At 63.2% G+C, this 12,459-nt stretch carries 15 protein-coding genes and 1 riboswitch; of the genes, 1 reads left to right on the top strand and 14 read right to left on the bottom strand.

Going from position 1 to position 12,459, the window contains the following annotated elements; translation table 11 throughout:
* Position 1 precedes the first annotated feature (1 nt).
* The 14 genes from thiC to K6301_RS12510 all read right to left on the bottom strand — a co-directional run bounded on the left by thiC (position 2) and on the right by K6301_RS12510 (position 12,111).
* Complete coding sequence (gene thiC, locus K6301_RS12575; RefSeq protein WP_247217368.1) at positions 2-1,825, bottom strand: phosphomethylpyrimidine synthase ThiC; 1,824 nt, start codon at positions 1,823-1,825, stop codon at positions 2-4.
* Positions 1,826-1,916: 91 nt separating this feature from the next.
* A riboswitch (TPP riboswitch) is annotated at positions 1,917-2,033 on the bottom strand.
* A 134-nt stretch (positions 2,034-2,167) separates the two neighbouring features.
* Positions 2,168-2,884 carry a Bax inhibitor-1/YccA family protein gene (locus tag K6301_RS12570; protein WP_247217367.1) on the bottom strand — a complete coding sequence of 239 codons (717 nt, stop codon included), beginning with the start codon at positions 2,882-2,884 and terminating at the stop codon, positions 2,168-2,170.
* Between the two features lie 27 nt (positions 2,885-2,911).
* Entirely contained in the window at positions 2,912-3,685 is a 774-nt protein-coding gene (locus K6301_RS12565; protein WP_247217366.1) for an anti-sigma factor family protein, read from the bottom strand.
* A complete protein-coding gene (locus tag K6301_RS12560) occupies positions 3,672-4,217 on the bottom strand; it encodes a sigma-70 family RNA polymerase sigma factor (protein WP_241601668.1) in 546 nt (181 codons plus the stop codon). The genes K6301_RS12565 and K6301_RS12560 overlap by 14 nt, the downstream gene beginning before the upstream one ends.
* A gap of 53 nt (positions 4,218-4,270) precedes the next feature.
* A complete protein-coding gene (locus K6301_RS12555; RefSeq protein WP_247217364.1) occupies positions 4,271-4,708 on the bottom strand; it encodes a YqaA family protein in 438 nt (145 codons plus the stop codon).
* Positions 4,709-4,848: 140 nt separating this feature from the next.
* Entirely contained in the window at positions 4,849-5,073 is a 225-nt protein-coding gene (locus K6301_RS12550; protein WP_247217362.1) for a hypothetical protein, read from the bottom strand.
* A gap of 121 nt (positions 5,074-5,194) precedes the next feature.
* Positions 5,195-5,902, bottom strand: a complete 708-nt coding sequence (locus K6301_RS12545) for a TfuA-like protein (RefSeq protein ID WP_247217360.1) — start codon at positions 5,900-5,902, stop codon at positions 5,195-5,197.
* A complete protein-coding gene (locus tag K6301_RS12540; protein ID WP_247217358.1) occupies positions 5,899-7,083 on the bottom strand; it encodes a YcaO-like family protein in 1,185 nt (394 codons plus the stop codon). The genes K6301_RS12545 and K6301_RS12540 overlap by 4 nt, the downstream gene beginning before the upstream one ends.
* 20 nt (positions 7,084-7,103) lie before the next feature.
* Positions 7,104-7,364 carry a hypothetical protein gene (locus tag K6301_RS12535; protein WP_247217356.1) on the bottom strand — a complete coding sequence of 87 codons (261 nt, stop codon included), beginning with the start codon at positions 7,362-7,364 and terminating at the stop codon, positions 7,104-7,106.
* Between the two features lie 31 nt (positions 7,365-7,395).
* Positions 7,396-9,213 (bottom strand): AfsR/SARP family transcriptional regulator, encoded by a 1,818-nt coding sequence (locus K6301_RS12530; RefSeq protein WP_247217353.1) that lies wholly within the window; start codon positions 9,211-9,213, stop codon positions 7,396-7,398.
* 7 nt (positions 9,214-9,220) lie between these two features.
* Positions 9,221-9,658, bottom strand: a complete 438-nt coding sequence (locus tag K6301_RS12525; protein WP_247217351.1) for a helix-turn-helix domain-containing protein — start codon at positions 9,656-9,658, stop codon at positions 9,221-9,223.
* A 138-nt stretch (positions 9,659-9,796) separates the two neighbouring features.
* A complete protein-coding gene (locus K6301_RS12520) occupies positions 9,797-10,558 on the bottom strand; it encodes an amino acid ABC transporter ATP-binding protein (RefSeq protein WP_160872615.1) in 762 nt (253 codons plus the stop codon).
* Positions 10,555-11,235, bottom strand: a complete 681-nt coding sequence (locus K6301_RS12515) for an ABC transporter permease subunit (protein ID WP_134646127.1) — start codon at positions 11,233-11,235, stop codon at positions 10,555-10,557. The genes K6301_RS12520 and K6301_RS12515 overlap by 4 nt, the downstream gene beginning before the upstream one ends.
* Before the next feature lie 102 nt (positions 11,236-11,337).
* A complete protein-coding gene (locus tag K6301_RS12510) occupies positions 11,338-12,111 on the bottom strand; it encodes an amino acid ABC transporter substrate-binding protein (protein WP_247217349.1) in 774 nt (257 codons plus the stop codon).
* 31 nt (positions 12,112-12,142) lie between these two features.
* Here K6301_RS12510 and K6301_RS12505 point away from each other — a divergent pair, with 31 nt between their 5' ends.
* Positions 12,143-12,457 carry a hypothetical protein gene (locus K6301_RS12505; RefSeq protein ID WP_247217347.1) on the top strand — a complete coding sequence of 105 codons (315 nt, stop codon included), beginning with the start codon at positions 12,143-12,145 and terminating at the stop codon, positions 12,455-12,457.
* Positions 12,458-12,459 lie beyond the last annotated feature (2 nt).

Genomic DNA, 12,459 nt, shown 5'->3' with positions numbered 1-12,459 from the left:
GTCATTCTCCCGCAGGTGTCGTGCCAAGCGGCATGTAGAGGTCGCCGCCCTCACGGAACTTCGCCGCCATGGCCTCCAGCCCCTCCTTCTGCGCTTCCGCGCGGATGTCGTGGGAGATGCGCATGGAGCAGAATTTCGGACCGCACATGGAGCAGAAATGCGCCACCTTGTGCGCCTCCTTGGGCAGCGTCTCGTCGTGGTAGGAGCGGGCCGTTTCCGGATCGAGCGACAGGTTGAACTGGTCCTCCCAGCGGAACTCGAAGCGGGCGCGCGACAGCGCGTCGTCGCGGATCTTCGCCGCCGGGTGCCCCTTGGCGAGATCGGCGGCATGGGCGGCGATCTTGTAGGTGATGACGCCCACCTTCACGTCGTTGCGGTCGGGCAGGCCGAGATGTTCCTTCGGCGTGACGTAGCAGAGCATGGCCGTGCCGAACCAGCCGATCATCGCCGCGCCGATACCCGACGTGATGTGGTCGTAGCCGGGCGCGATATCGGTGGTGAGCGGCCCGAGCGTGTAGAACGGCGCCTCGCCACAGGTCTTCAGCTGCTTGTCCATGTTCTCCTTGATCTTGTGCATCGGCACATGGCCGGGGCCTTCGATCATGACCTGGCAATCCCTTGCCCAGGCGATCTGCGTGAGTTCGCCAAGCGTTTCGAGTTCGGCGAACTGCGCCGCATCGTTGGCGTCGGCAATCGAGCCGGGGCGCAGGCCATCGCCGAGCGAGAAGGAGACGTCATAGGCGCGGCAGATGTCGCAGATTTCCTCGAAATGCTCATAGAGGAAGCTTTCGCGGTGGTGATGAAGACACCACTTGGCCATGATCGAGCCGCCGCGCGAGACGATGCCGGTGACGCGATTGACGGTGAGCGGGATGTAATGCAGCCGCACGCCGGCGTGGATGGTGAAATAGTCCACGCCCTGTTCCGCCTGCTCGATCAGCGTGTCGCGGAAGACTTCCCAGGTCAGGTCCTCGGCGATGCCGTTGACCTTTTCGAGCGCCTGATAGAGCGGCACGGTGCCGATCGGAACCGGCGAATTGCGGACGATCCATTCGCGGATGTTGTGGATGTTGCGGCCTGTCGACAGGTCCATGACGGTATCGGCGCCCCAGCGGATCGCCCACACCATCTTCTCGACCTCTTCGGCCATGGAGGAGGTAACGGCGGAATTGCCGATATTGGCGTTGATCTTGACCAGGAAATTACGGCCGATGATCATCGGCTCGGCCTCGGGATGGTTGATGTTGGCGGGGATGATCGCCCGGCCACTGGCGACCTCCTGACGGACGAATTCCGGCGTGACGAAATCGGGAATATGCGCGCCGAAACTGTCGCCATCGCGCACGAGTGTATCCTTCGCGGCCTTGCGGCCGAGATTTTCCCTGATGGCGATGAATTCCATCTCCGGCGTGATCATGCCGGCGCGGGCATAGGCGAGCTGGGTCACAGCCTTGCCGTCCCTCGCCTTGCGCGGGCGGTTGCGAACGGGGAATTCCGGTGTCAGACGCTCGCCGGTCGCGAAGCCGTTGTCCTCCGGGCGGATGTGACGGCCTTCATAGTCTTCGGTATCGCCACGCGCGGCGATCCAGCTTTCGCGCAGCCGCGGCAGGCCGCTTTCGATGGCGACGATGTGGTTGGGGTCGGTATAGGCGCCCGAGGCGTCGTAGACGATGACGGGCGGCTCTCCCGAGGTCGGGTGGAGGGAAATCTCGCGCATCGGCACGCGGATTTCGGGATGCTGTTCGCCGGCAATGTGGATCTTGCGCGAGGCGGGCAGGGCGCCGGTGGTGACGGTCGGGGTGAGCTTTTGGGCGGCAATATTCATCGTGAGGCTCCAAGTTCGGTTTGGAGACCCAGTCCTAGAGCCGGAATGATGGAAGGACGCTGGACACGGAATCCGGGTTATCGGATGTCCTGCCACAGCGCTTGCACCGTCCCTACGCCAGTATGAACTGGATCAGGTTCAACGGGTCACTGCGCTGCGAAAGCCAGCAGTATCTCAGCCCCTTGTCGGGACCCCCCTGGTGAATGCCTTAAGCAAAAACGCTATGGGTCGATTTGTCAACGGGGTTCATAAAGTAAGTTCATACTTACTTTTTTCTGTGCCGCACACAAAAAGAAACGGCGGAGCAAGCCCCGCCGTTCCCTTTGAAACCATTCGCGAAAACTATTCGCGTTCGCCCGTGAAATTCAGCAGCAGCTGGAAGATGTTGACGAAATTCAGGTAGAGCGAGAGCGCGCCGAACACGGCCATCTTCTGCTGGGATTCCTGGTCAATGTTCTCGGCATATTGCGACTTGATGTTCTGCGTATCCCAGGCCGTCAGGCCGACGAAGACGAGGATACCGATCACGGAGATTGCGAACTGCAGGGCGCTGGAGCCCAGGAAAATGTTGACGATCGAAGCGATGATGACGCCGATCAGGCCCATGATCAGGAACGAGCCGAATTTCGAAAGGTCACGCTTCGTCACATAGCCGTAAAGGCTCGTGGCGCCGAACATGGTTGCGGCGATGAAGAAGGTTCGGGCGATGCTCATGCCGGTGAAGACAAGGAACACCGATGCGAGCGAGAGGCCCATGACGGCGCAAAACGCCCAGAAGGTCATCTGTGCCGTGCTGGCCGACATCGTCTGGATCTTGAACGAGAAGAAGAAAACGAAGGCGAGCGGCGCCAGCATCACCACCCACTTGAGCGGCGACGAGAAGATCGGCACGTAGAGCGCCGGCGTGGAGCCGACAATGAACGCAACGAGGCCGGTGATAACAAGGCCGGCGCCCATGTAGTTGTAGACGCGCAGCATGTGCTGGCGCAGGCCCTCGTCGAAGAGGGCAGCGGACTGCGCCTGTGCGCCGTAGCCGAATCGCTGTTGTACGGGTTCCATCTCATATCTCCTTATGGAAACGGTTGATCAGTAGAGCGTGCGGGAAAGTTCCCGCGCGGTTTGCGTCAGGTCGTCGGCCTTGCGGCTTTCGGACACCAGGGCATAGGCGACGTCGCCGATCTGCCAGTAGGCGGCCCGGGCGTTGTCAGCGTGGAACAGCAGGACATGCTGCACGGCAAACGAGCCCGGGCGCACCGCAAAGAGCGAGAGGCGTTCGTTCGCCTCCGGTTGCAGCACCAGCTCGACGCTCGGGCCATAGGCCGAGGGGAAGACCTGCGTATCGAGCAGGGTCCAGCCTTTCGGCAGGTCCGGCAGGACGATGGCGGTGGCCGAGCGGATCTCTGCACGGTCGAACGTTTCCGTCTCCGGCTGAGATGCCATCGTGTCGCGCAGAAGCGTCGTCCGGTGTGCGCGCACCGCTTCCTCCACGAAGGCCGGCGGCTGCACCGAGGCGATGACCTCGGTCGCGCCGAAGGGGCCGAAGACGGCATGCGCGACCCAGCCTGCCGCGACGAAGAGCGCGATCGCTGCAGCACGGCGGAAGACCGCAAGGATGCGGCGGCGCGACAGCGAACGCTCCAGCTGGCGCGCGGCCTCGCGCGTCTCCTGCCGGATCACGGTGCGGTGGTCCGCAAGCGCCAGGCGCAGCTCGTCGCGCACGCGCAGGTCCTTCATGATCTGCGCGGCGACGGCCGGGCGTTCCGACAGATAGGCCTCCACCTCGATGCGCCGCCCGACGGCCAGCTGGTCGTCGACATAGGCGTTGAGATCGGCTTCGAGGATGGGGTCATTGCTGGTCATCGCCAGTGCCTCCGACAATCCTGAGATGCGTGACGGTCGCGGACGGGCCGCTTTGTTCGAATGTGCGCAGGCGCTCGCGCGCCCGGGCGACGCGTGACATCAGCGTTCCCACGGGAATGCCGAGGGCGGTCGCCGCTTCCTGGTAGGAAAGCTCCTCGATGGCGACGAGGTGCAGGGCCGCGCGCTGCTCTTCGGGAAGCGTGAAGAAGGCGTTGCGCAGCTGCGTGAGGCGCACCGAATGATCCTGGTTGGCCGGTATCGCGGTTTCGGCGACTTCGGCCGCGCCATCGTGGCGGCGCTGCATCGAACGGCGCTGGCGCAAGCGGTCCACATGCGCATTGTGCAGGATCGACATCAGCCAGTTGCGCACATTCGCGCCAGTGCGGAACGTGCCCTGCCGTTCATAGGCCTTCACCAGCGCATCGTGCACGAGGTCCTCGGCATCATCCGGATTGCGGACGAGCGAAAGTGCGTAGCGCCTGAGCGCCGCAAGCTGTCCGATCACGTTGAAGCCGGGTGTCTTTGCGTTCATGCCCCAATATACGAGAGCCGCGCGGCTTCCATTCCATCGGCTGCCAAAAAAGTTCACAACCAGTGGAGAACGATGGCCGCAAGCAGGAGGTAGCGGCCGAACTTGGCGATGGAAACGACGAGCAGGAAACGGAAAAACGGCTCGCGCATGATGCCGGCTGCCACCGTCAGCGGATCGCCGATGATCGGTGCCCAGCTGAGAAGCAGGCTCCACCAGCCGTATTTGCGATACCAGTTGCCGGCACGCTCGAGGCTTGCGGCGTTGACCGGAAACCATCGCGCATGGCGGAAGCGCTCGATGCCCCGGCCGAGCAACCAGTTGACGACGGAGCCGAGCACGTTGCCCGTTCCCGCGACGATGATCAAAAGGCTGGGTGAATGGCTGCCGGCGGCAAGCAGGCCGACGAGCACCGCTTCGGATTGTGCCGGAAGGATGGTGGCGGCGATGAAGGCGGCTATGAAAAGGCCGCCATAGGCCGCAAGCGCGCTCATCCGGGCATCTCCGTCATACCGCTCTCCGTCCACGCGCGGAGTGCGCGCCCGCTTCCGATAAACGGTACGGCCGGCCTAGGAAAGGGTGTGACAGGTCTTTATCGCGGTATGGGCGGTCAGTCTGGCCTTTGCATTCGCGCTCAGCAGAGGGCGGACCGGTTCATCAGCAGGATGTCGTTCGACGTCAGCATGATGCGGGACGGTTCGTCGATCTCGTTCAGCACAGCCCGCAGTGCCGTATCGAGGCAATATTCGACGGCCTCGACGTCGAGGCCTTTGGCGGTTTCCACGGCGAAGGCGAGCATTCGCGCCAGCGCCATCAGTTCCGCGCCGCGGTCTTCCATTTCGATCGTATCGATTTTCATATGTGCTGGCCCCCGCCGCGTCGAATTTTACCCTGAATGTGAGTATAGGCGTGGGGACCGGCTTTGGCGCGTGACTCCAGCGTGACACACGCGGAATGCGAAATTGTATGACGAAAGCGGTTTAAGATTGATCTGCCGCCATACGCCACAGCGACGTGGCGCGGAACGTCCAGTCACCACGTTTTTCGGCCTTTTTGCCCGCCCAGAGTGTCATTTCCCGCACCAGCGCCAGGGCGTCCACGCGTTTCTGGTTCACGGTCCGCTCGGTCAGGAGTTGTGTCGTGGCCGTCCACGACACCCCGTTTTCACGCGCCTTGAGGATCGCTGACCATGTGCGCTCCTTGTAGAAAATCCGGCGCGCGGCGTCGCGAAGGCCCGCCACCTCAAGCGCAGCGACCGTTCGATCCGCCTCCAGCCGGTCGAGCGTCGCATCGACATTGACGAGCGGGAGGGAAAGCGCGGGATATCCGAGTTCCGCCGGGCCATGCAGAAGCGCGACATCGGCATCGTCCAACCGGCGCCCGCTCGCATAATCCTCGTAGATCCGTCCTATGCCCACCATGCCGAAGGCAGCGCATTCGGCGGCGCGCAGGGCGCCCATGCTGGCCGCGCCGAAGACGGAAACGCCCTCGTGCAAGGCATACAGGATTTCCTTGTGCCAGACGGGTGCGACATGTTCGAAGCCGCCGTCGATGATGCCGATTGCCGTTGCGCCGGCGCGCACGGCCGCCAGAACGTCGCCGTGAACGGCAGGCGGACGGACCTCCAAGACGTCGCCGCAGAGCGTGGCCGCATCCGGCAGGCTGGGGCCGGCGAAGAGGATTTTCATGAGGTTCCAAACAGCATGCGGGAGAGTGCGCGGGAGCCGACGGCGTGGCGACGCGCGCCCTCGGGGTTTTCCAGAGTGGGCACGACCATCTTGACCACCGAGACGGGCAGCGAGGCATCGGTCAGCGGCACCGCGACGACGGGTGTTATGCCGGATGCGGCGAGCACCTCCAGGCAATGCGCGAGCAAGGCTGCGGCGTCGCCCGACGGTGCGCCATAGGCTTTTGGCGTTGTCGGCAATGCCCCGAAGAGGGCGCGCGTTTCCGGCGCCAGCGGCCGGGTGAAGGTTTCGGCAAAAAGGTCGTCCCGCGCGCCGCTGATATAGGTGAGGCGCGATTGTGCGACTTCGGTCAGCGCCCGGATGACGGCGCGCACGGCGACGGGATGGGTGCCGTAGCCGACCGTTGCATCGTGGAAGAGCGGCGCCTTCTTGTTGCGCATTCCCACATCACCGAGCACCGCTGCATAGGTCGGGATGGCGAGGTCGCTTGTAATATCGAAGAGGCGCAGGTCCAGCCCGGCGTCGCGAAAACGCCCCACGAGCACATCGACGACCGGATCGCCGAAGCCTGTCGGGTCGATGGCGGTCGCGAGGCGTTTTTCACGCGGCAGCAGGCGCCAGAGCCGGTCGGCATCCCGCTCGATGCGTTCCAGCAGGCCATGCAGGATCGCCTCTGTCTCGGAGTTGCCGGAGGCCAGGCCATCCGAAGACTGCCAGAAGCGCGGTGCAACATCGGTCCTGTCGAGGCAGATTGCGTCGCGCGGCACCCAGACACGGTCGCCGGTGACGACGTCGTGGCCGGTGAGCCAGTCGAGCTTCTCCTCCTCAGCGAGAAACGCCTGGCCGGCCGCAACGAAAATATCGAGCGGCAGGCAGGTTTCGCCGGCCTCCATGAAATCGCGCCGCGATGCGTGACGCGTCGCCACCAGGGGGGCGCCTGCCACGGCCCGCTCAAGCGCCTCCATGGCGGCGGAGACCTTTGCGTCGATATCGGTGATGCCCTTGCCCTGGTTGATGACGATCGAGCGGGCATTGGGGCTGACGGCGTTCCAGACGGGGATGCCGACGCGGTCCAACCCTGTCAGGCGCGAAAGCCGCGTGATGCCGAACCGGGGCATAAGCGCCTCGATCCGGCTCCAGGTCTGTTCTGGGCCGCAGATGCGGTCAGAATAGGCTGTCACAGGTTGAGCCGGATGAAGGCTCACTTGTCCATGAAGCCGCCCGAGGGGTCCATGAAGCCGCCGGACACATCCATGAAGCCGCCGGAGACGGCATCTGCCGATGTCGCAAGTGCGGCGAGGTTGACGCCCTTGATCACCGATGCGCCAGCTTTGCGAAGATCGTCAGCATTCTTCAACGCGCCGGTTGCCGGCACGCCTATCTGCGTGATCGTGCCAGCATCGAGATCCGCGAGCCAGAGGCCGTCATCTCCTTGAACGCCGAGTACAACGAGTCTTGTCATGTGAATCCCTCTCCTTGTTGTGCCGGATGGATCAGAACCCGGCTTTTTTCAATCCGTCGTAATAATGTTTGCGTTGCCACTCTTCCTTGAAGGGCACGATCGCCATCCAGGCATCGAAATCGAAATTCGGATTGATGTCATAGGTACGCCGAACGAAGAGCCGCGCCTTCTTCATGTCGCCGAGCATGGCCCAGCAGGCAGCCGAAAGCCGGTGTACCGGATCCTTATCCTTCATCTGTGAAATATAGGCGAGCGCCTCCTCATACCGTCCGAGCGAATAGGCGGCGCCCGCGGCCGTCCAGAAATATTCGTCGGGCGGCAGAGGATTGAGTTCGATCGCGTGCTCGATCTTCTTCAACCCGTCATCTGGCCGCGAAGCCTGGACAAGCGTGTCGGCATAACTCGCGATGACATTGGCATAATGCGGGCTGAGCGTCTCGGCGCGGTCTAGATAATGCGCGCTTTCATCGAACTGCCGGGAATAGAGTTTGACGACACCGAGTTCACGGTAGCCTGAGGGCAGACGGTCGTCGGCTCGTATGGCATCCTGCGCGTGGATCTCTGCCTGATGGAGAAGCGCCTCGTCGCCCCGGGCCGTTACCAGCCATTCGAGGAAGAAGCTGCGGGCAAGGCCGCTCAGTGCGGGCGCAAAGCCGGATTGCAATTGCAGGGCGTCGCGAAAGCTCTTGCGGGCGCGGCGGATGTCGCGCAGGTCGAGGTTTTTCAGCTGGCCCTGGCCGAGCAGGAAGTTGCGATAGGCATTCGCATCGCCCTCGTAGCCGTTGCGCACCAGTTCGTTGTCCTCGATCTCCGTGGCGATTGCGCCGGCGATCCGGTGGGCGATCATCTGGCGCGAGCGGGCAAGCCCTTCGGCCGACAGCGGAAAACGCTCGGCCCAGATCACCTCGTCGCTGCCGAAGAAGATCAGCTGGGCGAAAAGCGTATGGCTGTCCCCTTCGTCGCGCAGCCTCGTTTCGAGGATATAGCTGATCTTGTGGCGCTCGTAAGTGGCGGCCCGGTCGGCCTGGAGCGAAATCTGCGCGGCGGTGTGCGGGGCGATGATCGAGATGGAGCGCAGCGCGCAGAGCCCGATCGTCACGTCCTCGATCAACGCTTCAGAAAAACGCGCGGCGTTGCGCTGGGTGAGAGTGGTGACGGGTGGCAACAGCACGACACGCGGCGGGGTCTGGCGGGCCGGCGCAATCTCGACATGGTCCTGAACGGGCAGACAAGCGGACGGCTGCTGCACTGTCATGATGGCAGGGCGCGGCGTGACGACGCGGCCTGTCAGGACACTGCGGACTTCGTCATCGTCCGGATTTACCTCGAGCAGCCGCAACGCCGCGGCGGACCGAACCTGACGCGGGGCATCGGCCGGCTGCCGGCTTATGTCAAGCAGCGCATTTCGCAGCAGGGCCATGTGGGACGCCCTTTGCAGGGCAATCCACTTGGTCAGGGTCTGCGTGACCGGCCGAATGTTTTTCAGAAAGTCTTCGGTGAGCCGTTCGGCAAGCAGCGTGAGCGGGGCATTGCCGTCTATCGCATCGAGATCGCTCTCGATGGCATCAGGGCCGAGCGCGATCGTGCTGTCGGTAATCGTGAGGAAGCTGCGCGCAAGTTCGCGCTGGCGCTTCTGCACGCGCGATAGGGTCTGCCGCAGGCTGGCATAGGCGGCAGCCGGATTGGTGTCGTCCCAGAACAGGGCGGCAGCGTCGGCCCGCGGTATGTCCGGCAGGCCGCGCGCCGTAAGATAGCTCAGGATCAGCAGCGCCTTTTCCGGGAAGACGATATCCTCGCCGCTCTCATCGAGCAGGCGCAGATGGCCAAGCGTCTTCAGCCGGGCCGGCATGCGGCAATCAGATCCGCTGTTCCGGCGCGGTTTCCACGCGTTCGCCCGACAGCTCGCTGGCCTTGGAAAGCGCGGTGGCGAGCGAGATGATCGACTTGCGCACACCCGCGTCCTCGATCTTCAGGAAGGCGCGGTTGAGGTCGAGGCCTTCCTTCGACGAGACGAAGGTGGAGACGTCACCGGTATCGTGGCCGGCGCCCGTGGTCGCACCCGCAGTGTCGTCATCCTGGAAGAAGAAGCTCGGCGGCACACGGAAGACATCCGAAATGGCCTGGAGACGGCTGGCGCTGATGCGGTTCGTGCCCTTCTCGTACTTCTGCACCTGCTGGAACGTCACGCCGAGGCGGTCTGCAAGGGCTTCCTGGCTCATGCCGACCATCAGGCGGCGCAGGCGTACGCGGGACCCGACGAACACGTCGATCGGATTGGGGGTCTTCTTGTTCATGAGAGCTTTCTCCACCGTGATCATGCCCCGGGGCATGTCGTGGTCATAATAATCCAGGCCACTCTGCTTGAATCGCCCGGCCGATGCAACTGCTACAAGGTAATTTCATCGCTACCGTAACGTGAGGCGGCGTGTCCTCTAGATGTCGTAACTGTGTGGCGCGCTCAAGGATGCAATGAACTTCTTCGTGCGTTCCTGTTGCGGCGTCGAGAAGATGCCGCGCGGCCCGCCCTGTTCCACCACGACGCCGCCATCGAGGAAAACCACCGTATCGGCCACCCGCGAGGCAAGGCGCAGGTCATGCGTGGCCATCACCATCGTCGTGCCTTCGCGCGCGAGGCGGCTTAGGACCTCGACCACCTCTTCGGCGAGCTCAGGATCGAGCGCCGAGGTGGGTTCGTCGCAGAGCAGGACGCGGGGCGATGGCGCAAGCGCACGCGCGATCGCGACGCGCTGCTGCTGGCCACCGGAAAGCGTTGCCGGCCATGCATCCGCCTTGTGTGCCATGCCGACCTTTTCCAGGAGTTCCATCGCCCGGGCGCGGGCCTTGTCGGCCGGCCATTTCAACACCGTGACGAGACCTTCCATCACATTGCCGATGGCGGTCTGGTGCGGGAAGAGCTGGAAGTTCTGGAACACCATGCCAGTCTGGCGGCGCAGCTTCTGGATGGCATCCCAGCCCACCGGTTTTCCGGGGACGAAATCGATCTTCTCGGTGCCGAGGCGGATCGAACCCGAGGTCGGGATTTCCAAGAGGTTGATGCAGCGCAGCAGCGTGCTCTTGCCGCCGCCCGACGGACCCACCAGGGCCGTCACGCTGCCTTCGGCCAGCTGAAGGCTGATGTCGCGCAGGACAAGGTTGTCGCCGAAGCGCTTTTCGATGTGTTCGAGTTCGATCATGTCCTGGCCTCCAGGAAGCCGCCATAGCGGGCAAAACGCTTCTCCAGCCGCACTTGCAGCGCCGAAAGAACCGAGCTCAGCGCCAGATAGATCAGAGCTGCCTCGATATAGAGGATCAGCGGCTCATAGGTGGTGGCGACGATGCGCTGCGCCGTCTGGAAGAGTTCTGGCACGGTGACGGCGGCGGCGAGGGACGTGTCCTTCACCAGCGAGATGAAGGTGTTGGAGAGCGGCGGCACGGCGACGCGGGCGGCCTGCGGCAGGATCGTGCGGCGCATGGCCTGCGACCACGTCATGCCGATCGAATAGGCCGCCTCCCATTGGCCGCGCGGAACGGAGGAAATGACGGCGCGGATGATTTCGGAGGTATAGGCGCCGACATTCAGCGTGAAGCCGATGAGTGCTGCGGGGAAGGCATCGAGCAGGATGCCGACGCTCGGCAGGCCGTAGAAGATGACGAAGAGCTGCACCAGAAGCGGCGTGCCGCGAAACACCCAGACATAGAAGCGGGCGATATCGGAGAAGGGGCGTGGCGCAAAGAGCCGGACGACGGCCGTCAGCAGGCCGAGCGCCAGGCCGAGCACGAAGGAAAGAAGGGTGAGCGGAATGGTGAAGACGAGCGCGGCCCAGAGCAGGGGCGCAAGCGAGTCCAGCATCAGTTGAAGCCACGGCGGCACGGCGAAACCTCCGGAAATGCGACTGGCCGGGGGAATCCCCGGCCAGTCCGAACGCCTACCTATATGCGAGGAAAGGACCGCCGCGAAGCGGTCGCGGCAGAATTACTTGGAGACGTCCTGACCGAAATACTTGTCGGAGATCGTCTTGTAGGTGCCGTCGGCCTTGATATCGGCCAGCGCCTTGTTGATCGCCTCGAGCAGTTCCGGCTCGCCCTTGCGGATGATAACGCCGGAATAATCGGCATCGGCCTGCTCGGCGACGACCTTCACGTTCGCGTCGGGCTTGTGCTTCTTGAAATCGAGGAAGGACAGGCTGTCGTTGATCGTCGCGTCGGCGCGGCCGGTCAGCACGAGCTGGATGGATTGGTCGAAACCGTCGGTGCCGACGAGTTCCGCGCCCGCTTCCTGGGCGATCTTGCCGAAGTTGCTGGTCAGCGACTGGGCGGACTTTTTGCCCTTGAGGTCGGCGAAGCCCTTGATGCTGTCGTCGTCGCCGCGAACGATTAGAACGGCCTTGGAGGCGATGTAGGGCTCGGAGAAGTCGTATTTCTGCTTGCGCGCCTCGGTGATGCCGACCTGGTTGATCACGGCGTCGTAGCGGTTGGCGTCGAGGCCGGCGATCAGGCCATCCCATTTGCCTTCGAGGAACTCGGCCTTCACGCCGAGCTTCTTGGCGATGGCTTCGCCGATCTCGACGTCGAAGCCGACCAGCTTGCCGTCGGTATCATGGTAGGTAAAGGGCGCGTAGGTGCCTTCGGTGCCGATCTTCAGCGCGCCGGCCGACTGGATGGCGGCCAGGTTTTCGCCGGCATGGGCCGGGGCCAGGACGGCTACCTGAAGGGCTGCGGCGGCGGCAAGTGTCTTCAACCAGTTCATCTCGGGACTCCGTTTCTGGCTTGGATGTTTGATGGGCGATCAATCGCAGAAAACACTGCAAAACGATGGGCAGAAAACTGCGAATAGTTTCGGCAAATGCAAATATTTTTCTCATTTTCTGCGGCGCACATCTCTTTCGGACGGCGCGAAGAAGCGAGATATGGGCTCTGCGTCTGCCGTTTCCAGGGTGGTTGCAGACGATGGACCCGGTCCGCTTTCATTCTCAAAGGGCTACAGGATTGTCGAGGAGAGGCTGACGGATGCCATTTCCAGCGCGCCAAAGGCGGACTATACCAAGGTTCTGATCGGTGCGGCGTTCAACACAGCGCGACGAGCCGAAACGTAGGG

Source organism: Shinella oryzae (assembly GCF_023038235.1).
Classification (GTDB): domain Bacteria; phylum Pseudomonadota; class Alphaproteobacteria; order Rhizobiales; family Rhizobiaceae; genus Shinella; species Shinella sumterensis.
Note: the sequence above shows the minus strand (reverse complement) of the source record. Positions and strands in the feature narration are given on the sequence as shown.